Genomic DNA, 24193 nt, shown 5'->3' on the forward strand with positions numbered 1-24193 from the left:
AAGCTCCCGCAGGGGGATCACTGCTTGTGCTTGCCCAGGTAGGCCTCCTTGACCTTGTCGTTGGCCAGCAGCTCCGCGCCGGTGCCGGACAGGGTGATGCTGCCCGTCTCCAGCACGTAGGCCAGTCCGGCGATCTTCAGCGCCATGTTGGCGTTCTGCTCGATCAGCAGGATGGTGACGCCCTGGCGGTTGATCTCGGTGATGATGGAAAAGATGTCCTGGACCACCAGGGGGGCCAGCCCCAGGGAGGGCTCGTCCAGCATCATCAGCTTGGGACGGGACATGAGGGCCCGGCCCACGGCCAGCATCTGCTGCTCGCCGCCGGACAGGGTGCCGGCCAGCTGCCAGCTGCGCTCCTTCAGGCGGGGGAACAGCTCGTAGACCCACTGGATGTCCTTCTCAATCTCCGCCTTGTCCTTGCGCAGGTAGGCGCCAATCTTCAGGTTTTCCAGCACGCTCATGTCGGGAAAGACCCGCCGCCCCTCGGGACTCATGGCGATTCCGGCGTTGATGATCCGGTCGATGGGCCGGCCCAGCAGCTCCTCGCCGTTCCACTGGACGGAGCCGGATTGGGCCTTGACCAGTCCGGTGATGGTGCGCAGGGTGGTGGATTTGCCCGCGCCGTTGGCCCCGATCAGGGTGACGATCTGGCCGTCAGGCACCTCCATCGAAATGCCCCGGAGGGCCTGGATGCCGCCGTAGGCCACGTGGAGACGTTCAATTTTAAGCATCCTCGGCCACCCCCAGATATGCGTCGATGACGTGCTTGTTGTTTTGAATCTCATCCGGCGTGCCCTGGGCGATGAGCCGGCCGAAATCCAGGACGTAAATGCGGTCGGAGATGTCCATAACCAGGTCCATGTGGTGCTCGATGAGGAAGACGGTCAGGTGGAAGCTGTCCCGAATCTCCCCGATGAAGGCGGTGAGCTCGTTGGTCTCCTGGGGGTTCATGCCGGCGGCGGGCTCGTCCAGCAGGAGGAGCTTGGGATCGGTGGCCAGCGCCCGGGCGATCTCCAGGCGGCGCTGCTTGCCATAGGGCAGGGAGGCGGCCGTCTCATCCTTCACGTCGTACAGGCCCACGGTGTTCAGCAGCTCTGCGGTCCGCTCCCGCTGGGCCTGCTCCTCCCGGCGGTTCAGGCGGAAGGAGGCGGCCAGAAAGTTGGTATGGGTGCGGCAGTGCATGGCGATGAGCACGTTGTCAAACACCGACTGGGACTTCCAAAGCCGGATGTTCTGGAAGGTGCGGGCCATGCCCAGCTTGGTGATCTTGTCGGGCGTGGGGGCCAGGACGTGGGTGTACGCCCCGGCGTGCTCCCCCTTGTAGATCTTTTCCATCTTGCCCTGGGGGTGATTTTCCACGATCTTCTCCCCCTGGAACCAGACCGCCCCGTTGGTGGGCTGGTACACGCCGGTGATCACGTTGAAGGCGGTGGTCTTTCCGGCACCGTTGGGGCCGATCAGGGCGACAATCTCCCCCTCGTTGACCTCCAGGTTCAGGTTGTCTACGGCCACCACGCCGCCGAACTGCATGGTGGCGTTTTCCACTTTCAGGATGCTGCGGCTCATTTTGCGGCCTCCTTCCTGACGCGCCTGCGGAACAGATCAGGCAGCTCCTTGTCCCCCATGATGCCCTTGCGGAAAAACAGCACCACGATCATGATCACAACGGAGAAGACCACCATCCGGAAGCCGGCCCGGAGGAAGGGGAGCTTCATGCCGTTGTTCAGCACCACCTCGCTGTCCAGGAAGCGCAGCCACCACTCGGAGCAGGCCACGTACAGGAAGGTGGCCATCACGCTGCCCGAGATGGAGCCGATGCCGCCGATGACCACGATGAGGAGGATCTCATAGGTCATGGTGGTGGTGTACACCTTGGCCTGGGCGTTGGTGACGAACATGGCGAACATGGCCCCGCTCACCCCGGCGAAGAAGGCGGAGGTGCAGAAGGAGAGCATCTTGTGTTTGGCCAGGTTGATGCCCATGGCCTCAGCGGCGGTCTCGTCCTCCCGGATGGCCTTGAAGGCCCGGCCGTAGGTGGAGTTGATGAGCAGGCAGATGGCGGCGATGCAGATCATGGACACCAGGAAGGGGAAGAAGGTGGACAGCCGCAGGATTACCGTCCCATCCGCGCCGGTGATGTTGAAGCTGGAGAACGTGGGGAAGCTCTTGATCATGTTGGCCCCGTTGGTGACAGGTCCCAGGGCCTGCCACTGGAACACCGCCTTGATGATCTCGGCAAAGCCCAGGGTGGCGATGGCCAGGTAGTCGCTTTTCAGGCGAAGTACCGGCAGGCCGATGAAGTAGGCGAAGACAGCTGCCACACATCCGGCCAGGACCATGGCGACGACCACGCCCAGCCCCATGCTGACCGCTCCGCCCACTCCCTCTGTGCCGAAGATCGAGCCAAACAGGTCCTGGAAGGAGAATTGGATGGCGGAGCCGCCGTAGAGGTAGTAGACCGCGCCCCGGTCTGCGATGGGGACGGAGAGGATGGCGTAGGTGTAGGCCCCCAGCAGCATAAAGCCCGCCTGCCCCAGGGAGAACAGGCCGGTAAAGCCGTTGAGCAGGTTCATGGACACCGCTGCCAGGGAGTAGACCGCTCCCTTTTTCAGCACGGCGAAGAGCTGGCTGGTGGGCTTCAGCAGGTTGGGAACGCTGTTGGCGGGCAGGAACACGCTGGCGTTTTCCAGCAGGACGATCACCGCCAGCAGGGCCGCGCAGGCGATCAGAGCGGCGGCGGCGCCCCGCTTGTTCTTCGATTGTATCATATAGACCGCCTCCCTTACACTTTATCGGTGACCTTTTCACCGAACAGGCCGGTGGGCTTCAGCACCAGGATGAGGATCAGCAGAGCAAAGGTGCCGGCGTCAGAAAAGACGGTGAACTCGGTGCTCTTGATGATGTTTTCGCAGATTCCGATGATGAAGGCCCCCACCACCGCACCGGGGATGGAGCCGATGCCGCCCACCACCGCCGCCACAAAGGCCCGCAGGCCGGGCAGAGCTCCGGCGGTGGGGGTGATGGCCTGGAAGTTGGTGAAGTAGAGCATGGAGCCCACTGCCGCCAGGGCGGAGCCGATGATAAAGGTGACAGAGATGATGGTGTTGATTCGGATGCCCATGAGCTGAGCGGTCTCAAAGTCCTTGGCCACCGCGCGCATGGCCATGCCCACCTTGGTGTGGTTGATGAGCTGAGTCAGGGCGATCACCAGGACCAGCACCAGAAAAGGGGTGAGGATGGTCACCCACTTGGTGGAGGTGCCGGCGATCTTCACTGTGTCAGACAGGAAGGGGATGGTGGGGTAGGTCATGGGCTGGCCGCCGGTGATGTAGGTGGCGGTGTTCTGGATCAGGTAGCTGACGCCGATGGCGGAGATCATCACCGACATCCGCGGGGCGGAGCGCAGGGGCTTGTAGGCCACGCGCTCAATGCAGAAGCCCAGGGCCACCGTGAGGATCAGCACCAGGGGCAGAGACAGATACAGCGGCAGGCTGGCCGACAGATAGATGCCCAGCAGGCCCGCCACCATGAACACGTCGCCGTGGGCAAAGTTGATCAGGCGCAGGATGCCGTATACCATCGTGTAGCCGATGGCGATGAGCGCGTACTGCCCGCCCACGGAGATCCCGGAGATGAGTACGGAAATGGCAAATTCCAAAGCGGGGTCCTCCCTTGCAGAATTTTGGTTGCTGGTTCCCATGGGATGCTGGGCTGTCTTGAAAGGAGCCGGGCCCGGTCCCTTTCAAGGCAGCCCATCCAGGCTTCCCCGGCGGAGCGGGGCGCTCCGCCGGGGAAGCTGCGGGTGTTTGCTTGTTGTGGATCAGCTGGCCTTCTGGACGGTTTCCAGTTCCCAGGCGTTGGTGTTGGTGGAGTGCTTGATATAGGCGGTGTCGCGGACGGCGTCGCCGGTGGAGTCGAAGGCGATGTCGCCGGACACGCCGGTGTAGGTCACGCTGCCCAGGGCGGCCTTGATGGCGGCGGGGTCGGCGGAGCCGGCGGCCTTGATGGCCTCCAGGGCCACGTAGTAGGCGTCGTAGCCCATGGCGGTGACGGCGGCGATGGTGTCGTTGCCGCCGTTGGCGTCCTTGGCGGAGGCGTTGTTGTTGATATAGTCCTTGATGCCCTGGTCAAACTCAGGGGCGCCGCCCTCCTGGTAGAAGGTGGAGACGTACAGCTGGATATCGGTGCCGTTGGCGGCCTCCAGAACCATGTTGTCGTCCAGCGTGTCGGAGCCCAGGAAGGGGGCGGTGATGCCCAGAGACTGGGCCTGGGTGATGATCTGGGTGGCGTAGGCGATGGACACGGGGGTAAAGATGACGTCGGCACCCTCGGCCTTGGCCTGATTCAGGTAGGTGTTGAAGTCAGAGTTATTGGTGGGGAAGGAGGCGGTGATGACCTTGCCGCCGTTGGCCTCGAAGATCTGCTTGAAGAAGGCGATCAGGCCCTGGTCATATTCGTTGCCGGTCTCGCCCAGGCAGTAAGCGGTCTTGGCGCTGAACTTGTCCATGGCGAAGTTGGCCAGCACCTGGGCCTGGAAGTTGTCCAGGAAGCAGATGCGGAAGTAGTGGTCGTTGCCGGCGGTGACGTTGGGATTGGTGCAGGTGACGCCCATGGCGGCGATGCCGGCGTCCTTAAAGGTGTCGCTGGCGGCCATGGACACGCCGGAGCCGTAGGAGCCCAGAACGATGGCCACATTCTGCGCCACCAGGTCGGCGGCGGCGGAAGGGGCCTTGTCGGTGGTGGAGCCGTTGTCAGAGGGGACCAGCTGAACGGTGTAGGTCTCGCCGCCGATGTCCACGGTGGGGGTCTCGGCGTTGGCGAACTGCATGCCCAGCATCTCCTTCTTGCCGCCGGAGGCGGAGTCGCCGGAGAGGGGCTCAAACACGCCGATCTTGATGACCTTGTCCCCGCCGGCAGCGGGGGCGCTGGAACTGCTGGGGCTGCTGGTGGTGCTGCTGGTGCCGCCTCCGCAGGCGGCCAGGCTCAGGGCCATTGCCATGGACAGAGCCAGAGACAGAAACTTTTTCATTTTATTCCTCCTAAACTCAACAAGGACCTTCCGGCCCGTGGTAATGAGGCAATTTTACGGGATTTTCTCCAACTTTTCAAGGCAAATAATTCACAGAAAGTTTCTTCCATCCCTCCGGTCCGGGAAGGAAGGTTTTGACAGATTTTCGTTCGGTGTCCGTATTTCGCGGACGGCGCACGGGTTCTCCCGATTTTTTGCGGTCAGATGTCCGTGTTGCAAGGACAAATGTCTTAGTCATTTTGCCATGCCCGCGTCCAAAACAGGGGCGGCAGGGAAGAAAAATGTTCCAAGCGGTTGACAAGCGGGAAAAATATGATACAATATAACCCGCAAAATGCGATGAAGGAGCCAAGCCTGTACCGGCGGTCCAAAGCGAGAGGGGACGGTGAGAGCCCTCGGCCCGGTCCGGACATGCACGCCACTCCCCAGCGGCCCGGGACGACCGGGACGGCCCGTCCCCGTTACCGGACGGCTTGAGATGCTCCGCACTTGGAGATAATCAGGGTGGTACCGTGGAATTTTCCGCCCCTGACATATGGTCAGGGGCGGTTTTTTGCGAAAAGGAGGTTTTTATGAAACAATATGTGGTGGATGCACTGGGGGCGCTGTGCCAGGCGCCGCCCCGGGGCGGCGCCCTCTGCTGCCGCCTGGAGGGGGAGCGGGTGAAGCTGGCGGGAAAGGCTGTGCTGTACGCCCAGTCCGAGCTGATGCTGGAGGGTGTGCAATGAAAAAACGGTTGTGTTTGCTGGCCCTTCCCCTGGCGCTGCTGCTCCTGCTGGCGGGCTGCAAGGTCTCCGGCAACCCCCTGCCGGAGGGGATGGAGGAGGAGACCGTTCTGGAACAGGGCCGTGAGGTTGTTGCAATGCTGAACGGAGGGGAGTGGCAGGAGGTATACAGCCTCCTCCGGGCGGACGCCCAGGAGACCTCCGGCCCGGAATCCATCCAAAGCTATATGGAGGAGCGGCTGGACAAGGCCGGGGCCTACAAGTTGGAGACCGAGGCTATGGCCACCGGGCAGAAGATTAAGGATACCGGCGAGGAATACGGCACGGCGGTGTTCTACTGCAAGCACGAGAAGAAGAATCTCATGTACCGCGTGGCCTACAGCACCGACATGGAGCTGATGGGTATCCAGGTCACAGTACGGTAGAAAGGAAGCGCTGATGAAAAACTTTCAAAATTACACCCCGGAAAAGTATCATGCTCCTGACATTGAGGAGGTGGAACCGGGGATTTATCTGGCCCCCAACCCCTATAAAGAGATCAACGGAAAAGATAAGATTTATGTCACGTCCCTGACCTTTGAAATGGAGCCGGACAGCTATGGTGAGGAGGGCGGCTGCCCCCAGGATATCACCCAGGTCCCCTTTGAAGATATTCTGGACCGCTTTCTTGTCAGTGTCACCGATTTTTATGACGATCTGAATCAGGCCAGCCAAGTGACCTGCTATCAGGAATTTGGATCTGACGAGATGGAAGCGATCAGGAAGCTGCGTACTCTGATCGGCAAACGTTTTTATGCCGTTCCCTTCGAGCGGGACGGCAAGGAGTATTACAACGCCGTGATAGAGTAACAAAACAATATAAATTTTGGAGGTAATTCCCATGAAAGAACCCAAACCTTACGGCCTGAACGAGCTGCGGGAGATGTTCCTGAAATTTTTCGAGAGCAAGGGCCATCTCCGTCTGCCCAGCTTCTCCCTGATCCCTCAGAACGACGCCTCCCTGCTGCTGATCAACAGCGGCATGGCCCCCATGAAGCCCTGGTTCACCGGGGAGGAGGAGCCCCCCCGCCGCCGGGTATGCACCTGTCAGAAGTGCATCCGCACCGGCGACATTGAGAACATCGGCAAGACCGCCCGCCACGGCACCTACTTCGAGATGCTGGGCAACTTCTCCTTCGGGGACTATTTTAAAAAGGAAGCCATCCCCTACGCCTGGGAGTTCCTCACCAGCCCCGAGTGGGTGGGCCTGGACCCGGAGCGGCTGTACCCCTCGGTCTTCGCCGGCAACGAGACCACCCCCGCCGACGACGAGGCCTTCCACATCTGGCATGAGGTCATCGGGATTCCGGAGGACCGTATCTTCAAGTTTGGCAAGGCGGACAACTTCTGGGAGCACGGCTCCGGTCCCTGCGGCCCCTGCTCCGAAATTTACTACGACCGGGGGGAACAGTGGGGCTGCGGCAAGCCGGGGTGCACCGTGGGCTGTGACTGCGACCGCTATATCGAGGTCTGGAACGTGGTGTTCTCCCAGTTCGACAACGACGGCGAGGGCCACTACGAGGAGCTGAAGCAGAAAAACATCGACACCGGCATGGGCCTGGAGCGGCTGGCCTGCGTCTGCCAGGGGGTGGCCTCCCTCTTCGACGTGGACACCGTGATGAACATCACCAACAAGGTGAGCGAGATCACCCGGGCCCACTACGGCGAGAGCCACGAGAAGGATGTGTCCCTCCGGGTGATTACCGACCACATCCGCTCGGCCACCTTTATGATCTGCGACGGCGTCCTCCCCTCCAACGAGGGCCGGGGCTACGTCCTGCGCCGCCTGCTCCGCCGGGCCGCCCGCCACGGCAAGCTGCTGGGGGTGAACGAGCCCTTCCTCTTCAACGTGGTGGAGACCGTCATCCATGAGAATGAGGGACACTACCCAGAGCTGCGGGAGCGGCGGGACTATATCACCAAGGTCATCCGGGTGGAGGAGGAGAACTTCGCCAAGACCATCGACGGCGGCCTGAAAATTTTCTCTGACATGCTCAAGGGCCACCAGGAGAAGCAGGAAAAAACTTTCTCCGGGGCGGACGCCTTCAAGCTGTACGACACCTACGGCTTCCCCGTTGACCTGACCCTGGAGATGGTGGAGGAGCAGGGCATGACCCTGGATGAGGCGGAGTTCCACAAGCAGATGGACGAGCAGCGCCAGCGGGCCCGGAAGGCCCGGGAGGCCCTGGGCGACCTGGGCTGGGCCGGGGTGGAGTTTGGAAAGGAAGTCCCCGCCACCGAGTTTGTGGGCTACACCGAGAACGCGGTCATGGACGCCAAGGTGGTGGCCATTGTGGCCGAGGGCCAGCAGGTGGACGAGATCGTCTCCGGTGTGGAGGCTATCGTGGTGCTGGACAGGACCCCCTTCTACGCCGAGATGGGCGGCCAGGTGGCCGACCGCGGCCAGATCGCCCGCAGCGGTGAACACGGCCTGCTCTTTGAGGTCACCGACGTGCAGAAGAACAAGGGCGGCAAGTATATGCACTACGGCAAAATGACCGAGGGTACGCTGAAAGTGGGGGACATCGTCCGGGCCCACATCGACACCCAGCGCCGTCAGGCCGTCATGCGGGCCCACTCCGCCACCCATCTGCTGGACGCCGCCCTGCGGAGCGTGCTGGGGGACCACGTCCACCAGTCCGGCTCTCTGGTGGAGCCTGACCGCCTGCGCTTCGACTTCACCCACTTCAACGCCATGACCCCCGAGGAGCTGGGCCAGGTGAGCGCCATTGTCAACGATATGGTGCTTATGGGCAGCGACGTTACCACCGAGGTGCTTCCCATTGAGGAGGCCAAGAAGAAGGGCGCCATAGCCCTGTTCGGCGAGAAGTACGGCGACACCGTCCGGGTGGTCTCCATGGGCGACGGCTTCTCTGTGGAGTTCTGCGGCGGTACCCACCTGGACAACACCGCCAAGGTGGGCGTATTCCACATCTCCAGCGAATTCTCAGTGGCTTCCGGTGTGCGCCGCATCGAAGCTACCACCGGCCGGGCTTCCTTGGAACTGATGAACCGCAACCAGGAGCTGCTCTTCCAGGCCGCCGCCGCCCTGAAGGCCAAGCCCGGCGAGCTGCGGGAGAAGGCGGAAGCCGCAATGGCAGAAGCGAAGGCCCTCCGGCAGTTGGTGGAGAAGTACAAGGCCAAGGAGGCCGCCGGCGAGACCGACCGCATCCTCTTCGGCGCCCACGAGCTGGGCGGGCTGAAGGTGCTCACCTCCGTGGTCCCCGAGGCCGACGCCCAGCGCCTGCGCCAGATGGGGGATATCCTCAAGGACCGGGAACCCAACGTGGTGGCCGTGCTGGCCGCGGTCAGCGGGGAGAAGATCACCTTCCTGTGCGTCTGCGGCAAGGAGGCGGTGAAGAAGGGCATCAAGGCCGGGGACATCATCAAGCAGGTGTCCGCCATCGCCGGCGGCTCCGGCGGCGGCAAGCCCGACTCCGCCATGGGCGGCGGCAAGGACCCCCTCATGGTGGACAACGCCCTGGCCATGGTGGACAACGTGGTGTCCATGAAGCTGGGACTGTGAGCCATGACACGAGACGATTTCAAACGTTTCCAGGGGCTGGACATTGATTTTTCCGCCATTGGCCTGGAGTGGGGCGGCCAGTTCTGCGATTCCTTCTGTACTCCTATAGATGCGGAGCCGGTGGGGGCCATCGGCTGTGACGGGGTCCACTTCATTCTCCTGCCCGGGGACGAGCGGGTGTTCTGCGTGGACCCGGCCATGGGGGAGGAGGGAAAGTTTGTCCTTCCTGTGGCCGGGGACTTCCGAGAATGTCTCTCCTTTGTCGTCTTCTGCCGGGACGCCAACCCCCTCTCCCAAATCTGGTGGATGGACGAGGCGAGGTTTCGTCAGCTGCTCCGGGAAGATGCTGAACAAACTTGGCCCGGCTGTGAGGAGTATTTCACCCGAAAGAATGCTGCCCTGTCTGCCATCGCCCGGGCGTTTGACCTGGTCCCCGCCGACCCCTTTGAGACAGTAAAGGCCCTCCAGGCCGGGTTTGACCCGTCGGTGCTGAAGTTCTCCGATGAGTACTATGACGTGCTGGGCCTGGAGCGGCCCCGCTAAGGAGAGTTTCCTATGAACAACAACATTCCTGTGTTCAAATACCACCCCGACCCCTTCGCCACCGGCGTGTTCCGGGAGTTGGAGGAGCCGGCCGCCTGTCCCTGCTGCGGGAAGGAAACCGATGTCGTCTACGAAGGCCCCTTCTACTGTGTGGACGAGGTGGAACACCTGTGCCCCGGCTGCATCGCCAGCGGAGCGGCGGCGGAGAAGTACGACGGGGAGTTTCAGGACAGCGCGTCCACCGACGAGGTGGACGACCCCGCCAGGCTGGACGAGCTGGTCCACCGGACCCCGGGCTACTGCGGCTGGCAGCAGGAGTATTGGCGGGCCCACTGCGGCGACTTCTGCGCCTACCTGGGAACAGTCGGTTACCCCGAGCTGGAGCGGATGGGTCTGGTGGACGAGGTCCGGGAGACGCTGCTGGACGACTGGTTTGAGGAGATTTTCACCGACGTGACCAAGGACGGCAGCATGGTGGGCTATCTGTTCCGCTGCCTCCACTGCGGCAGGCACCTGCTGCACATCGACTGCGATTAGAGAAGGAGGACGTTTTATGCTTCCCCAGGACCCCATGATTCTGCTCAGCTATGTCAACACCAAGCTGCGGGACGAGTACGCCAGCCTGGACGAACTGTGCGCTGCCCTGGACGCGGACCGGGAGGAGCTGGTCCGTAAGCTGGAGGGCGTGAACTACACCTACAGCCCGAAGCGGAACCAATTTATTTAACCAAAGACCGGCTGGTTCAGCGACCAGCCGGTTTTGTAAATTTTTTTTGGGAAAGCTCAACAATTTCCCTTCCTCAATCGTGTATCAGACGGAAGAACGGAAAGGAGGCGGGTTCGGATGGGCGCGTATACCCGGGAGGAGATCGAAACCATTTACCGGCGGAACTTCAAGCTGGCGTATCAAATCTGCCTGGTGCTGATGAAGAGCGTGCCCGACGCCGAGGACGCCGCCCAGACCGTCTTTCGCAGGGTGATGGAGCGGGATACGCCCTTTCGTGATCCGGAGCACGAGAAGGCGTGGCTCATCGTCACCGCCCGGAACGAATGCCGGGACCAGCTCAAGCACTGGTGGCGCAGGTGCCGGGAGGACGCTTCCGCCCTGGACGCCCTGACCTGGGAGGAGCCCGAGGACGGTCTGGTCTGGGACCAGGTGGCCGCTCTGCCGGACAAGCACCGGCTGGTGCTCTACCTCCACTACTACCAGGGCTACACCACCGGCGAGATCGCCAACATGCTGGGGGACAACCCCTCCACGGTGCGCTCCCGGCTGGTCCAGGCCCGGAAAAAGCTGAAATTGCGATTGGAGGCGGAAGGCTATGGAACCACGTGACTTAAACCGTATGTTTGACGCCCTTGCTCCCACGGCGGACCAGGAACAGGCCGTGCTGGACCGCCTTCTCCAGACGGAAAGGAAGGGCAGACCTATGAAGAAACTGAAAAAATTGACCGTTGTCGGCGTCGCCGCCGCGCTGATGGTTATTTCCTGCGCCGCCGCTGTGGTGACGGGACTGGATCAGCGGCTGATCGACTACTTCGGCGCGAGGCCGGAACAGGCGGAGCTGCTGGCCTTCGGCGCGGTGCCGGTGGACGTGACGGTGAAGGACAACGGAGCCACGCTCCATGTGACTCAGGTGCTGATGGACCGGTACTATATTATGTTTCTGGCTGACTTCACTGCCCCGGAGGGGACGGTGCTGGACGGGGATCGTTATTTTTTCGACACTTCGGAGGGATTTAAGGATAAACTTTTGGATCGGTCAGGGGAACCCATTGAGATAGAGGGAGGCTGGAGCTTTGGCCCGGAAGTGCTGGACGACGGCGACCCGATGGACAACCACCTGTCCCTGCTGTTCCGGCTGACGCTGGACGAAGGAGTCCAGCCGGATTGGGAAATCGGTGGGATATCCATGTATAACGGCGATTTGATGCGACATGGGGAAAACCCCTGGGATATTATCACGGTATGGTCCGGCGATTGGTCCTGCGAAGTCCCCTTCACCTGGCAGGACATAGGCCGGAGTATCCAGCCCAATCAGGTCATCGGACAGCTGGATGGTAGGGATATTACCCTGACGGATATCTATCTGTCCCCTTTGACCCTGAGAATCCGCTACCAGCGGTACCCGCTGGGTGTTTACCCGCCGCATACAAGAACCCAGCCGATAGATTACCGGTGGAACCACGTGCTGGAGAGCGACAATATAACCCTGACCACCAGAGAAGGCAGAACGGTTGACCTGATAGTAGAGGGATATGCAGGAACATCGAACTTCTGGGATCATAGAGACATCTATCATTTGGCTGAGATTACCGCCCTGGAGGACCTGGAGGGTGGCACCCTCAACATCCGCATCGAGGGCGGGAGCGTGGACATCCCCCTGGATGGCCTGGCCCCAGTGGAATAAAGCAAATTCCCTCTTGCATATACTAGGGAACGGTGGTATAATAAACACTGCCAGAAGTCGAGCAGAATCAAGGCAGACACGCAAAAGAAAACCCGGAGGCTGCCACCTCCGGGTTTTCATTGTGCTTATGGGTTCTTGCGGCGCCGGCTAAGCCACTTGCTCACATAATTGCCAATTATGCTCGCTCCTACCGACACCAAAAAATCGAGCAGAATGTTCAAAGCATTCACCCCCTTCCCGGGGAAGAACCCACAGCGATTATACCAGTTTTCGACACAATCCGCAAGCGGCCCAATAATTTTCTTGCAATCCTGGGAAAATGGGGTAAAATGGTTTTACCGACAAACAAAGGAGGTTTTCCCATGTCCGACTGTTTATTCTGTAAAATCATTGCCGGGGAGATCCCGTCCAGCAAAGTCTATGAGGACGAGAAGTGCCTGGCCTTCTACGACATCGACCCCCAGGCCCCCACCCACTTTCTGGTGATCCCCAAAACCCACATCGGCTCGGTGGCCGAGGTGAATGAGGACAACGCCGCCATCGTGGCCCACATCTTCACGGTGATTGCCCAGCAGGCCAAGAAGCTGGGGCTGGACAGCTACCGGGTGGTGTCCAACATCGGGGACCAGGCGGGGCAGACGGTGCCCCATCTCCACTTCCACGTGCTGTCCGGCCGGGACATGACCTGGCCTCCGGGCTGAGCGGGCCATGTTCGTCAAAAACCCGGACTACTTCCTCACCATCGTCAAGGAGCGGAGCATCTCCCGGGCGGCGGAGCGGCTGTATCTCTCCCAGCCCTACCTGAGCCAGTACCTGGCCAAGCTGGAGGGCAGCCTGGGGGTGGTCCTGCTGGACCGCTCCCGCTCTCCGTTGCGGCTCACCCCCGCAGGGGAGCTGTTCCACGCCTACCTGGAGCGCCAGAGCTTTCTGGACCGGCAGCTGGTCAGCGACCTGCGGGACCTCCAGAATAAAAAGCGGCCCCTGCTCCACATCGGGGTGTCCCCCTGGCGGGGGTCTACGCTGCTGCCCGACATCCTGCCCCTGTTTGAGGAGCAGTACCCCGACGTGCAGGTGGTCCTCCACGAGGCCCCGGTGCCCGAGCTGGGGGAGCTGGCGGCGGCCAATGTCATCGACTTCTGCATCATGCAGACCCCCGGCGATCTGGACGAGCTGACCTATGAGCCGGTGATGCAGGAGCGGATCTTTCTGGCCGGCCACCGGGAGCACCCCCTCCTCCAGGGGCTGGACAGCAGCTATGACGATCCCAAGCCCTTCCCGGACCTGCGGCTGCTGGAGCATGAGCGGGTGGTGATGCTCCCCCCGGACTGGCGGCTGTCCAAGCTGCTGTACAACACCTTTTCGGTCCACAGCGTGGAGCCCCAGAACATTTTGATCACCACCAACACTACCACCGCCATCAACCTGGCGGCGGAGAAGATGGGCTTTGCCTTTTTGCAGGAGAGCGGCGTCTCCCGCACCCCCTATCTGGACCGGCTGGCCTGCTTCACCGTGGGCGAGCCGCCGTTGACCTGTCCGTTGGCGGTGGTCTACAAGAAGAACGGCTTTCTGTCCCCCGCCGCCCGGACCTTCATCGACCTGGTCAAGGAATTTTACAGCCGCTACGACCGGGTGAGCGAATAAAAGGTCCCCCTTTGTGAGGGGCCTTTTTCTACGTAATACGGAACCCTTTCCGTCCAGCCAGCCAGAGCAGGCCCCCGGCCTGATAGGCGGCGAAGTCCCACCAATCGAAGACGGCCCCCGCCTTCCACAGCGGAGCGGCCGCCTCCCAAACCAGGCCGCAGGCCAGCAGCAGGGGGACGGTCTGCCTCCAGGAGCGCACCGGCGGCAGGCGGCCCAGACGGAGGAGCAGGTCGGTCCAGGCCGCGATGGCCGCCCCGGCGAAGAGGTCGTTGGCGTAGCAGGTCAGAAACCACCCCGCCGGTCCGCCCACCGTCTGGGACAGCCACAGGCGGTTCAGCAGATAAAATCCGCCCGCCGCCAGCAGGACGGACAGGTCGAACCGCTTGCCTCTCACAGGATGGACAGCAGGAAGATGCCGCCCACCACCCCCAGGACCACGGCCAGCACCACCATCCCGAAGGACAGCGGCTCCCGGGGCGGCTGGGGCAGGGTGGAGGGGTCAATGCCGGGATAGGTCTTCAGCACCTGGAGGTCCTCCTCCTCGCAGTCCTGAAAGAAGGTGAACAGGCCGGGGTTATACAGCTTGTCCCAAAGGGTCTTGACCTGCTGGGTCGAAAGCCCCCGGGCCAGAACGATAGGGGCGGAGTCAATCAGTGTCTGGGTATCGTCCCAGGTGAGGGGCTTGTACAGGGGGGAGCCTTTGGAAAAGATCCCGGTGTTGGACAGCCGGATCAGGTCCTCCCTGGCGGAGAAGTCCCCGCTTTTCAGAAACAGGGTATAGCCCTCCGACGGCTTTTTCTCCTCCCGCAGGCTGCGCCCGCAGTTGGGACAGAACTGGTCCAGCCCGCTGACGATGGCCTGACAGCCGGGGCACCGGGCGGGGGCGGCAGTCTGGGCGGATTCCTCCCCCAGCAGCAGCCAGTCGGAGGACACCCCCAGCAGCCGGCACATCTGGGCCACATAGGCCACGTCCGGGTTGGTCTGGTCCGACTCCCACTTGCTCACCGCCTGGCGGGATACCTCCAGCTTATCCCCCAGCTGCTCCTGGGACAGCCCGGCCTGCTTCCGGGCCAGAGCGATGCGTTCTCCTAATGACATATCCGTTCCCTCCTTTTCTGCCCCCAGCATACCAAAAAACCGCCGCGTTGACAAGAAAAGAAAGCTGGAACCTTGTCAACCTGGGGTTGACAGCGGGATTTTTCTCAAATTCCCTTGACACAAAACCGCCAAAATGTTAATATACTATACTATCAGCGCAAGGAACGGAAAAGTAGCGTCTTATCCGGTCAGCAGAGAGGGCCCCTCACCGGCTGAAAGGGGGCCTGGAGCGGAGAGACGTGAAGTGCGTCCGGGAGCGCGGCGGGTAATGCCGTCCGGCCTGGCCCCGATAGCGGCCAAATGAGTGAAACTAAGAGTGGAACCGCGAGAACATCGCCTCTTATGCCCATACGGGCGTAGGAGGTTTTTTGTTTCCGCCCGAGGGGGGTAACCATGTTCAAAGCTCTCAACGAGACGCTGGAGGCCTACCAGCGCCGGGACCCGGCGGCCCGGTCCAAGCTGGAAATTTTTCTGCTGTATCAGGGGGTCCACGCCACCCTGTATCACCGGCTGGCCCACTGGCTGTACTGTCACAAATGGAAATTCCTTGCCCGCTGGGTGTCCCAGTGGTCCCGGTTCTGGACGGGCATCGAAATCCACCCTGGGGCCAAAATCGGCCGCCGGTTCGTCATCGACCACGGCATGGGCATCGTCATCGGCGAGACCGCCGAGGTGGGGGACGACGTGCTCATCTACCACGGGGTCACCCTGGGGGGCACCGGCAAGGACCAGGGCAAGCGCCACCCCACCATCGGCAACAACGTGCTGATCTCCTGCGGGGCCAAGGTGCTGGGGCCCTTCAAGGTGGGGGACAACGCCCGCATCGCCGCCAACGCCGTGGTCCTCTCCGAGGTCCCGGAGGACGCCACCGCCGTGGGCATCCCCGCCCAGATCGTCCGCATCGCAGGCCGCTCCACCCACTACGCCGACGACGTGGACCAGACCAGTGTCAATAACCCCACCCTGGAGAAGCTGGCCGCCCTCAACGCCCGGCTGGAGCTGGTGGAAAAGCTGCTGGATGAGAAGTATTTGGAGCAAAAAGAGGGGAGGGAACCCAAACGCGCACCCTAACTATAACCGCCCCAGCTCCAGGCCGATGGAGATGCCCGCAAGAAGGACAGCCCGTTCCTGGTTGAGGCTGACCGTCAGCTGTTCTGTTTTCAGCGCATCCATCCACTGCGCCGCTTCCGGACTCAGGGCCTCCAGACGGCCGGTCAGCTGATCTGCCTTGTGATAGGCGGCCCGTGTCTGGGCGGCGGTGTCCTTCTGAAAACAGGGGACCAGGTTTTCAGCGGCATAAAGAGCAAGAACATCGATCAAGGTTTTCATTTGCTATCCTCCTAATAAAACGTACTATAGTACGATACCCTGCTTATATAATAAACGTATTTTGATACGTTGTCAAGGGGAGAATGATAAAATGTCTGTTTTTTCGGAGCGTCTCGTTTCCCTGAGAAAAAGCAAAGGCGTTTCCCAGGCTTTTGCTGCGAAAGAGATTCGAATTTCCCCGCGTGCCTACCAAAAATATGAATACGAAGAATCGGAGCCAACCCTTTCGGTCGCGGCCAGGATTGCCGATTTTTATGGCGTCTCGCTGGATTATCTGGCGGGACGGTCAGAAGAAAAATAAAAAATGGAGGAAAAAGCCATGCAATTATACAACAGTGCCACCCACAAGAAGGAAGAATTTACCACCCACACCCCCGGCCATGTGGAGATGTACACCTGCGGGCCCACGGTATACCATTTCGCCCACATCGGCAACCTGCGGTCCTACATCATGGAGGACGTGCTGGAAAAGTTTCTGCGCTACGACGGCTACGACGTAAACCGGGTGATGAACATCACCGACGTGGGCCACCTCAGCTCCGACGCGGACACCGGCGAGGACAAGATGCTGAAGGGGGCCAAGCGGGAACACAAGACCGTGATGGAGATCGCCCAGTACTACACCGACGCCTTCTTCGACGACTGCCGCAAGCTGAACATCAAGACCCCCGACGTGGTCCAGCCCGCCACCGGGCTCATCGACGAGTTCATCAAGCTGGTGGAGGGCCTGCTGGACAAGGGCTTCGCCTACGTGGCGGGGGGCAACGTGTACTTTGACACCTCCAAGCTGGAGCGGTACTATATTTTCAACGCCCACGATGAGGAGGACCTGGCGGTGGGCGTCCGGGAGGGCGTGGAGGAGGACACCAACAAGCGCAGCAAGAACGACTTTGTCCTCTGGTTCACCAAGTCCAAGTTCGAGGACCAGGCCCTGAAGTGGGACTCCCCCTGGGGGGTGGGCTACCCCGGCTGGCACATCGAGTGCTCCGGCATCTCTCTGAAATACAACGGCGAGTACCTGGACCTCCACTGCGGCGGCATCGACAACGCCTTCCCCCACCATACCAACGAGATCGCCCAGTCGGAGAGCTATATCGGCCACCCCTGGTGCAAGCAGTGGTTCCACGTCCACCATCTGAACACCGCCAACGAGGGGAAAATGTCCAAGTCCAAGGGAGAATTTTTGACCGTCTCCCTGCTGGAGGAAAAGGGCTACGACCCCCTGGTCTACCGCTTCTTCTGCCTCCAGAGCCACTACCGCAAGGGGCTGGTCTTCTCCTGGGAGAACCTGGACAACGCCGCGGCGGCCTTCCAGAAGCTCATCGCCAAAATCGCCGCCCAGGACCCGGCGGACGGCCCGGTGGACGAGGCCGTGGCGGCGGAGTACAAGGACAGGTTCCGCAAGCAGGTGGGCAACGACCTGAACACCGCCCTGGCCGTCACCGCCCTGTACGACGCCCTCAAGGCCAAAACCAACGGCGCCACCCGGCTGGCCATCCTGGACAGCTTCGACCAGGTGCTGTCCCTGTCCCTGCTGGACAAGGCCGCCGCCGTCCGGGAGGAGCAGAAAAAGCAGAAAACCGCCTCCCAGGGGGGCTATGCCATCACCGGCGAGGGCGACCCCGCGGTGGACGCCCTGGTCCTCCAGCGGTACGAGGCCAAGAAGGCCAAGAACTTTGCCGAGGCCGACCGCATCCGGGATGAGCTTAAGGCCCAGGGCATCGAGGTCACCGATCTGCCCGGCGGAGCGAGCTGGAAACGAGTATAAACAGAACCCCCACTCCTTGTATAAGAGTGGGGTGTTTTTATGGATCATTTGAAAATCAGTCTGTATTGATCAATTCCTGGCACATTTTTGAGGAAAGCTTCTATAACTGCCTTTGCTTCCTCGTTTGCCTCATCAAGAATCCCTTGTCCAATAGCGGTTTTTTCCATTTCGATTTTTTCAGAGCTTATAAATCTATTATAATCATAGTAAGCCTTACTACGGCCTACATTAAAGTATGTGTAATGTTTGCGTGGAGGGGGACCAGCAACGCCAGGGGACGCTTCCGTCCTCTGGGTGCCGGGGAAAAATAAAAACACTGCATAGTGCAAGCCTACACAGTGTGAGAATCATATTCCACCATACATAAAGGGCAGCGGGAATAAATACGGCAAAGGCACCCTTGCAAACAAGGATGGAATGTCGTATAATATCCCATGCGGATACGGTCTGGAGGCCGTTGTATAGGTGGTAATCGCACCTGTGCAGGCTTGCGGGTGCGCCAACACCCGTAAGCCGCCGCATTTTTGTTTTCCTGTCGATTATAACACGAACTTTGCGCTAATGCAAGACAGCATTGCTGTGCCAAAGGAAAAAACAGGCTGGAAGGGGTGACCTTCCAGCCTGTTTTTATCGGTTCATAAAAAACCAGACCGCCGCCGCCGCGGCCAGGGCGAGGAGGAGCCAGGGGATGACGCTGTGCTTTTTCTCCTCCTGGGGGGCGCGGTTGACGTAGAAGCTCATGTCTTCCTTCCTGGCCTCGGCCTGCTTTTGGGAGGCGGTCTCCGTCTGCCGTTCCAGGTCCTGGATCAGCCGGAGGTGGGGGTCCAGCGTAGCGCCGCAGTGGGTGCAGAAGGTGCGTGAGTCCTCGTTGGCGCGGAGGCATTCGGGGCATCGTCTTGACATGGGTGATACTCCTTTTATGTACAGCCAAAGGGCCGGTGGTGTGATTCCCCAGCATTATATCAGAAGTGCCCGCCCTCTGCAAGCTGAGCCGGTTCAAAAAAGCTGGGCTTTGAAAAAATTCAGCGCGTTTTTCCAGAGGATGCCGTCTGCCTGCTTGGGAGAAAGCCCCCGGTCCAGAAGGTACTGGTACAGCCCGGCGAAGGCCGCAGGGCAGTCCAGGCCGGGAGGGACGTCGGTGCCGTCGGCGTCGGAGCCCAGGGCCAGACAGTGCTCCGCGCCCAGCTCCAGGAAGTGTTCCGCGTGCCGCCACAGGTCGTCCAGCACGGCAGGACGCTCCCCGGAGCGCAAAAAATTCTGGCTGTAGTTCAATCCGATGAGACAGCCCCGGCGGACCATCTCGACGATCTGTTCATCGGTGAGGTTGCGCTTGTGGCCGCACACAGACCGGGCGTTGGAGTGGCTGGCCGCGAAAGGCTTTGTGGACACGGAAAGGAAGCCGTCCAAGCCGTGGTCGTTCAGGTGGGACACGTCCGCCAGAATTCCGGCCCGCTCCAGCTCCCGGACGGCCTCCTTCCCGAACTCGGACAGGCCGTGGCCGGTCGCGTTTCCGGAGCCCAGCTCGTTCTCCCCGTTCCAGGTGAGGGTCATCATCCGCACGCCGTCCCGGGCCAGGACTTCGATCCGCTCCAGCCGCCCGGCCAGGGCGGAGCCGTTCTCCACCGTGAGGATGGCCGCCGTCTTTCCTGCGGCCCAGGCGGCCTCAATGTCTGCGGCGGTGCGGCAGGGACGGACTCTTTCGGAGAGCGCCTCCATCTGCCGGTCAAAGCTGCGCTGGTGGAGTGCATAGTAGGCTGCGGACTCCTCCGGGGACAGTTCGTCCGGGATGAAGATGGCGCAGCACTGGCACCAGCGGACCTCTTCCGGGATGGCGGACAGGGAGAAGTGCCGTCCCGGCAGGTCCAGAGTGTTGACGGCTCGGACCCGCTCCGCAAAGACGGAGACGGTCTGTTCCCGCCGCGCCGGGTCCTGGAGGGCGGCCAGCAGGGGGGCGTCCTCCGGGGTCAGGGCGGTGAGGGTGTCGCAGTGCAGGTCAATCAAGGCGTAGGGAAGCATAATACCAACTCCTTTTCACAATCCTATGTGGGAGCGGAGCAGTTTACCCCGGCTTTTTCATGGTCAGAGCGATGCGCTTTTTCTTCTCGTCCACCTCGACCACCCACACGGTGATCACATCCCCCACGCTGAGCAGCTCGGAGGGGTGCTTCACCCGGCGGGGCAGTTTGGAGATGTGGACCAGCCCGTCCTGGTGGACGCCGATGTCCACAAACACGCCGAAGTCGATGACGTTCCGCACGGTGCCCTGAAGCTCCATGCCGGGCTTCAAGTCCTTGGCCTCCATCACGTCGGTGCGCAGGATGGGGGGCGGCAGCTCGTCCCGAGGGTCCCGGCCCGGCTTGGACAGCTCCTTCACAATATCGGCCAGCGTGGGCGCGCCCGCTCCGCAGGTCTCAGACAGGGCCTCGCAGCCGATGGCCTCCGCCCTGGCTTTCAGCTCCGCGATGTTCCCCGCCTGCACATCCTCCAGGGTATAGCCGCAGGCCGTGAGGAGCTTCTCCGCCGCGCCGTAGCTCTCCGGGTGGACGCCGGTGTTGTCCAGCACGGACTTGCTCTCCGGCACCCGGATGAACCCGGCGCACTGTTCGAACGCCTTCGGCCCCAGCTTGGGCACCTTGAGCAGCTGTTTCCGGGTGGTGAAGGCTCCGTTCTCCTCCCGGTACTTCACCAGATTCTTGGCGGTGGCGGCGGTGAGGCCGGACACCCGCTGGAGCAGGGAGGGGGAGGCGGTGTTGGCGTCCACCCCCACCGCGTTGACGCAGTCCTCCACCACGCCGTCCAGCGTCTCGCCCAGACGGGCCTGGGGCATGTCGTGCTGGTACTGGCCCACGCCGATGGCCTTGGGATCGATCTTCACCAGCTCGGCCAGGGGGTCCTGGAGCCGCCGGGCGATGGACACGGCGGAGCGCAGGTTCACGTCGTACTCGGGGAACTCCTCGGCGGCCAGCTTGGAGGCGGAGTAGACGCTGGCCCCCGCCTCGCTGACGATCATGTAGGACACATGGCCCCCCGCCTTCTTGATCAGCTCCACCGTCATCTGCTCGGTCTCCCGGCTGGCGGTGCCGTTGCCGATGGCGATGTGCTCCACGCCGTGCTTTTTGATGAGGGCGGCCAGCTGGCTGATGCACTCCGCCTTTTTCCGGTCGCCGTGGGTGGGGTAGACCACCGTGGTGTCCAGCACCTTGCCGGTGGGGTCCACCACCGCCACCTTGCAGCCCATGCGGTAGCCCGGGTCAAGGCCCATGGTCACCCGGCCCTTGACGGGGGGCTGCATGAGCAGGGGCTTCAAATTCAGGGCGAACATGTGGATGGCCCCTTCGTTGGCCTGGTCGGTGAGGGTGTTTCGGATCTCACGCTCCATGGAGGGCTGGATCAGCCGGTCGTAGGCGTCGTCCGCCGCCGCCCGGACGAAGTCCATGGCCGCCCGGTTGGGGACCACCATGCGCCGGACGGCGATGTGGGCGGTTTCCGGGTCCAGCTCCACCGACACCTTGAGGATATTCTCCCGCTCCCCGCGGTTGACGGCCAGCACCTGGTAGCCCTGGACCCGGCTCACCGGCTGCTTGAAGTCGTAGTACAGGCGGTAGACGGTGTCCTCCGGCTCCTTGTCCGCCGCCCTGGACACCAGCAGGCTGCGGCGCAGGTACAGCTCCCGCAGCTCCTTGCGGATGCCGGCGTCATCGGAGATCAGCTCGGCGATGATATCGTTGGCACCCTGGAGGGCGTCCTCAACGGTTTCCACCCCCTTCTCGGGGTCAATGTAGTCCCGGGCGGCCCCCTCCATGTCCACGGCGGGCCCAAAGGCGAAGGCCAGGGCGGCCAGGGGCTCCAGCCCCTTTTCCCGGGCGGCGGTGGCCCGGGTGCGCCGCTTCTGCTTGTAGGGGCGGTACAGGTCCTCCACTTCGGCCAGAGTGGCGGCGGAGCCGATGGCGGCGGCCAGCTCCTCGGTAAGCTTGCCCTGGTTCTCGATGGCGGCCTTCACCTCTCCCTTTCGGGCGTCCAGATTGCGCAGGTACTGCAGACGGTCGGCCAGCTGGCGGAGCATCTGGTCGTCCATAGAGCCGTGGAGCTCCTTGCGGTAGCGGGCGATAAAGGGGATGGTGGCCCCCTCGTCAATGAGGGTGACCACGTTCTGCACGTGCTCCTGAGTGCGGCCCAGCTCCTGGGCCAGGGTCTGAATGATCGCGTCCATAGTGCTTCTCCTTGGTAAAATAGAGTTACAGAACAGTTTACCGCAAATAGGATGAAAAGTCCAGATGGAACCGGCCCCTCTTTTGGGACCCCCTTCGTCAAAATCCATGAGGCCCCTGGAAGGAAACACCTTTGTTCCGAAAAAAGTTACGCCGTTTGTCAAGAGAAATGCGAAAAATTTTATAAATTTTTTTAGCACAATGCGGGGAGGCCAGGAAAAGCGGCGGCGAAAAGCTCCGCCGCGGTATGGAATCCGAACATTTTCCGAGGATAGTTATTGATCCATTCTGTCGTCTCCCGGAGCTTTTTCCGGGAGACCTTCTTAAAGTCCGTCCCTTTCGGGTGGCGGCGGCGGGTCATGCCGTTTTGTTTCTCATTGGAGCCCCGTTCGCTGGAGCTGTACGGATGGCAATAATAGACCGTCGTCCTCTTTTCTCCCGGGCGTAGACAAGACCGCTCCATACCCTCCACGTCCGCAAACTCGGAGCCGTTGTCAACGGTGATTGAACGGAACACAACCGGGAACAAAGCCCCGAGTTTCCGCTCCAGGCGGTCCAGGGCGGCAACGACCATTTTCGCCTCGCCCGTTTTAATTTTTATGTTTATTTGGTTCCTTGTGACGCGGCCAGTCAGGGCGAGGACCCGCTCCAGGCTCCCGTCCTTGGCGCTCTCTACTGTGTCCATTTCCCAATGCCCGACCTCCTCCCGGGCGTTGATCTCCCTGGGGCGCTCCTCTATGCTCTTACCCCTGCAATTCCGGGCGGCCCTTGGCTTTTGCTTTTCTTTCTTTTTGCCCTGGTTCCGTTTAATGGGGAGGTCTGCGCTTGAAACGCCCGGTATAATCCCCATTTCGATATAGCGGTAAAGGGTCCGGGGCGATATTTTAGTATCAAATTCCATCCCTTTAACCGCAATTTCCCCGAGGGCGGCCTCCGGGGACCGATAGCCGTCCTTTAGGACCTCTCCGAGGTAGTTTGCCAGCTTGTGGTCCTTCCCGATCTTGAGGTCCGGGCCCTTGCCGGAGAATGTGGCCTCGTATTTCTCCCGGGCGATCTCGGGTATATAGCACTCATAATCTATGAGGTCCGTCGTGCGCTGGACGCCGAGGCCCCGCTTGATCTCCCGGTAAATAGTGGAGACGTGCCGCCCGATCTCGTCGGCTATCTTTTGGGGGGTCCATCCATCCTTGAGGCGGGTTTCAATTCGTAGCCGCTCCCTCCAGGTCAAATGTTTATAATGCTTTCCCATAACGCAAGCCTCCAATATATAAAAATCCCCGCTCGACCACTGGCCGGGCGGGGTTGTGTTTATATCAGGTCCCGAGGGTGTACGCCGAGGGCGTCCGCAAGGGCGAGGGCGTTCTTTAGGGAGGTATTCTCCACTTTTGAGGTCCCGCCCTCTATCCCTTGTATTTGCCGGATACCTACGCCGGATAGCTCCGCAAGCTCGCGGAGCCCGAGCCCCCGCTCGGCCCGGAGTTTTGCGAGTTTGCTTGTGCTGGCCGTTGTTCCCTTTCTCATGCTGTCCGCCTCCCTTGTGTTTGTGCCTCTTATATTACGCTAATTTTACCACAAAGTCAAGCCCCAAAAATCCGCCGGGGGAAATTCTTCCCGCGGCGGGTGTTTCTATCCCGATCCGATCAGCCAATCCGCCGAGACGGCGAAAATTTTCGTTAAGGCGAGGAGCTCATAGTCGGTCACAAGGCGGGAGCCGCTCTCGATCCGGCTTATTACGTCCTGTTCCATAATGACGCCCTCCGTGGTCATTTTTGCCGCAAGGGCAGACTGTGACAATCTGGCCCGGAGGCGTAGCTCTCGGACGCGGTCCCCGGATATGTTCCCCTTTCCCTCAAACTGGAATTTTTTCACGGTTCCG

At 61.3% G+C, this 24193-nt stretch carries 28 protein-coding genes; 14 read left to right on the forward strand and 14 right to left on the reverse strand.

The annotated features are described in order from the left end of the window. Positions 1-17: 17 nt before the first annotated feature. The 5 genes from VV088_RS22180 to VV088_RS22200 form a co-directional block, all read right to left on the reverse strand. Positions 18-731 carry an ABC transporter ATP-binding protein gene (locus VV088_RS22180; protein WP_334602826.1) on the reverse strand — a complete coding sequence of 238 codons (714 nt, stop codon included), beginning with the start codon at positions 729-731 and terminating at the stop codon, positions 18-20. Beyond that, on the reverse strand, positions 724-1566 hold the full coding sequence (locus VV088_RS22185; protein WP_334602827.1) for an ABC transporter ATP-binding protein: 843 nt from the start codon (positions 1564-1566) through the stop codon (positions 724-726). The genes VV088_RS22180 and VV088_RS22185 overlap by 8 nt, the downstream gene beginning before the upstream one ends. Beyond that, on the reverse strand, positions 1563-2768 hold the full coding sequence (locus tag VV088_RS22190) for a branched-chain amino acid ABC transporter permease (RefSeq protein ID WP_334602828.1): 1206 nt from the start codon (positions 2766-2768) through the stop codon (positions 1563-1565). Before VV088_RS22190 ends, VV088_RS22185 begins: the two co-directional genes overlap by 4 nt. Before the next feature lie 14 nt (positions 2769-2782). Further along, positions 2783-3658 (reverse strand): branched-chain amino acid ABC transporter permease, encoded by an 876-nt coding sequence (locus VV088_RS22195; protein ID WP_334602829.1) that lies wholly within the window; start codon positions 3656-3658, stop codon positions 2783-2785. 162 nt (positions 3659-3820) lie between these two features. After that, entirely contained in the window at positions 3821-5029 is a 1209-nt protein-coding gene (locus VV088_RS22200; RefSeq protein ID WP_334602830.1) for an ABC transporter substrate-binding protein, read from the reverse strand. Between the two features lie 572 nt (positions 5030-5601). Here VV088_RS22200 and VV088_RS22205 point away from each other — a divergent pair. The 11 genes from VV088_RS22205 to VV088_RS22255 all read left to right on the forward strand — a co-directional run bounded on the left by VV088_RS22205 (position 5602) and on the right by VV088_RS22255 (position 13914). After that, complete coding sequence (locus tag VV088_RS22205) at positions 5602-5757, forward strand: hypothetical protein (protein ID WP_334602831.1); 156 nt, start codon at positions 5602-5604, stop codon at positions 5755-5757. Further along, positions 5754-6179 (forward strand): DUF3887 domain-containing protein, encoded by a 426-nt coding sequence (locus tag VV088_RS22210; RefSeq protein WP_334602832.1) that lies wholly within the window; start codon positions 5754-5756, stop codon positions 6177-6179. The genes VV088_RS22205 and VV088_RS22210 overlap by 4 nt, the downstream gene beginning before the upstream one ends. 13 nt (positions 6180-6192) lie before the next feature. Next, the gene (locus VV088_RS22215) at positions 6193-6603 is read left to right on the forward strand and encodes a hypothetical protein (protein WP_334602833.1); all 411 of its coding nucleotides are present in this window, start codon (positions 6193-6195) and stop codon (positions 6601-6603) included. Between the two features lie 31 nt (positions 6604-6634). Next, positions 6635-9319: an alanine--tRNA ligase gene (gene alaS, locus VV088_RS22220; protein WP_334602834.1), complete on the forward strand. Its 2685-nt coding sequence runs from the start codon at positions 6635-6637 to the stop codon at positions 9317-9319. 3 nt (positions 9320-9322) lie between these two features. After that, a complete protein-coding gene (locus VV088_RS22225) occupies positions 9323-9862 on the forward strand; it encodes a hypothetical protein (protein ID WP_334602835.1) in 540 nt (179 codons plus the stop codon). A 12-nt stretch (positions 9863-9874) separates the two neighbouring features. Then, positions 9875-10399, forward strand: coding sequence for a CbrC family protein (locus tag VV088_RS22230; protein WP_334602836.1), 525 nt, complete (start codon positions 9875-9877; stop codon positions 10397-10399). Positions 10400-10415: 16 nt separating this feature from the next. Then, positions 10416-10589 carry a DUF4250 domain-containing protein gene (locus VV088_RS22235; protein ID WP_334602837.1) on the forward strand — a complete coding sequence of 58 codons (174 nt, stop codon included), beginning with the start codon at positions 10416-10418 and terminating at the stop codon, positions 10587-10589. Positions 10590-10706: 117 nt separating this feature from the next. After that, positions 10707-11198, forward strand: coding sequence for an RNA polymerase sigma factor (locus VV088_RS22240; protein ID WP_334602838.1), 492 nt, complete (start codon positions 10707-10709; stop codon positions 11196-11198). Beyond that, on the forward strand, positions 11185-12273 hold the full coding sequence (locus VV088_RS22245; RefSeq protein WP_334602839.1) for a hypothetical protein: 1089 nt from the start codon (positions 11185-11187) through the stop codon (positions 12271-12273). The genes VV088_RS22240 and VV088_RS22245 overlap by 14 nt, the downstream gene beginning before the upstream one ends. Positions 12274-12635: 362 nt before the next feature. After that, complete coding sequence (locus VV088_RS22250) at positions 12636-12974, forward strand: histidine triad nucleotide-binding protein (RefSeq protein ID WP_334602840.1); 339 nt, start codon at positions 12636-12638, stop codon at positions 12972-12974. 7 nt (positions 12975-12981) lie between these two features. After that, positions 12982-13914: a LysR family transcriptional regulator gene (locus VV088_RS22255; protein WP_334602842.1), complete on the forward strand. Its 933-nt coding sequence runs from the start codon at positions 12982-12984 to the stop codon at positions 13912-13914. 28 nt (positions 13915-13942) lie between these two features. Here VV088_RS22255 and VV088_RS22260 read toward each other — a convergent pair whose 3' ends face one another. Both VV088_RS22260 and VV088_RS22265 read right to left on the reverse strand, forming a co-directional pair. After that, positions 13943-14308 carry a hypothetical protein gene (locus VV088_RS22260; protein WP_334602843.1) on the reverse strand — a complete coding sequence of 122 codons (366 nt, stop codon included), beginning with the start codon at positions 14306-14308 and terminating at the stop codon, positions 13943-13945. Then, complete coding sequence (locus VV088_RS22265) at positions 14305-15012, reverse strand: helix-turn-helix domain-containing protein (RefSeq protein WP_334602844.1); 708 nt, start codon at positions 15010-15012, stop codon at positions 14305-14307. Before VV088_RS22265 ends, VV088_RS22260 begins: the two co-directional genes overlap by 4 nt. Positions 15013-15405: 393 nt before the next feature. Between VV088_RS22265 and cysE the strand changes: the two genes are divergently transcribed. Then, a complete protein-coding gene (gene cysE, locus VV088_RS22270; protein WP_334602845.1) occupies positions 15406-16083 on the forward strand; it encodes a serine O-acetyltransferase in 678 nt (225 codons plus the stop codon). Here the strand turns inward: cysE and VV088_RS22275 are convergent, their stop codons facing one another. Continuing rightward, positions 16084-16341 carry a hypothetical protein gene (locus tag VV088_RS22275; protein WP_334602846.1) on the reverse strand — a complete coding sequence of 86 codons (258 nt, stop codon included), beginning with the start codon at positions 16339-16341 and terminating at the stop codon, positions 16084-16086. A gap of 91 nt (positions 16342-16432) precedes the next feature. Between VV088_RS22275 and VV088_RS22280 the strand changes: the two genes are divergently transcribed. Further along, on the forward strand, positions 16433-16642 hold the full coding sequence (locus tag VV088_RS22280; protein ID WP_334602847.1) for a helix-turn-helix domain-containing protein: 210 nt from the start codon (positions 16433-16435) through the stop codon (positions 16640-16642). 18 nt (positions 16643-16660) lie between these two features. Further along, positions 16661-18109, forward strand: a complete 1449-nt coding sequence (gene cysS, locus VV088_RS22285) for a cysteine--tRNA ligase (protein ID WP_334602848.1) — start codon at positions 16661-16663, stop codon at positions 18107-18109. A gap of 627 nt (positions 18110-18736) precedes the next feature. Here cysS and VV088_RS22290 read toward each other — a convergent pair. The 6 genes from VV088_RS22290 to VV088_RS22315 all read right to left on the reverse strand — a co-directional run bounded on the left by VV088_RS22290 (position 18737) and on the right by VV088_RS22315 (position 24186). Continuing rightward, the gene (locus VV088_RS22290) at positions 18737-19012 is read right to left on the reverse strand and encodes a hypothetical protein (RefSeq protein WP_334602849.1); all 276 of its coding nucleotides are present in this window, start codon (positions 19010-19012) and stop codon (positions 18737-18739) included. A gap of 93 nt (positions 19013-19105) precedes the next feature. After that, complete coding sequence (locus VV088_RS22295) at positions 19106-20125, reverse strand: dipeptidase (RefSeq protein WP_334602850.1); 1020 nt, start codon at positions 20123-20125, stop codon at positions 19106-19108. Between the two features lie 43 nt (positions 20126-20168). Continuing rightward, a complete protein-coding gene (locus tag VV088_RS22300; protein WP_334602851.1) occupies positions 20169-22319 on the reverse strand; it encodes a Tex family protein in 2151 nt (716 codons plus the stop codon). Positions 22320-22510: 191 nt separating this feature from the next. Then, positions 22511-23566: an IS30 family transposase gene (locus VV088_RS22305; RefSeq protein WP_334600432.1), complete on the reverse strand. Its 1056-nt coding sequence runs from the start codon at positions 23564-23566 to the stop codon at positions 22511-22513. A gap of 59 nt (positions 23567-23625) precedes the next feature. Continuing rightward, on the reverse strand, positions 23626-23838 hold the full coding sequence (locus tag VV088_RS22310) for a helix-turn-helix domain-containing protein (RefSeq protein ID WP_304965975.1): 213 nt from the start codon (positions 23836-23838) through the stop codon (positions 23626-23628). Positions 23839-23943: 105 nt separating this feature from the next. Further along, positions 23944-24186 carry a helix-turn-helix domain-containing protein gene (locus VV088_RS22315; RefSeq protein ID WP_304965974.1) on the reverse strand — a complete coding sequence of 81 codons (243 nt, stop codon included), beginning with the start codon at positions 24184-24186 and terminating at the stop codon, positions 23944-23946. Between the last annotated feature and the right edge of the window lie 7 nt (positions 24187-24193).

The sequence above is a fragment of the Lawsonibacter sp. JLR.KK007 genome, from assembly GCF_036941135.1.
Classification (GTDB): domain Bacteria; phylum Bacillota; class Clostridia; order Oscillospirales; family Oscillospiraceae; genus Lawsonibacter.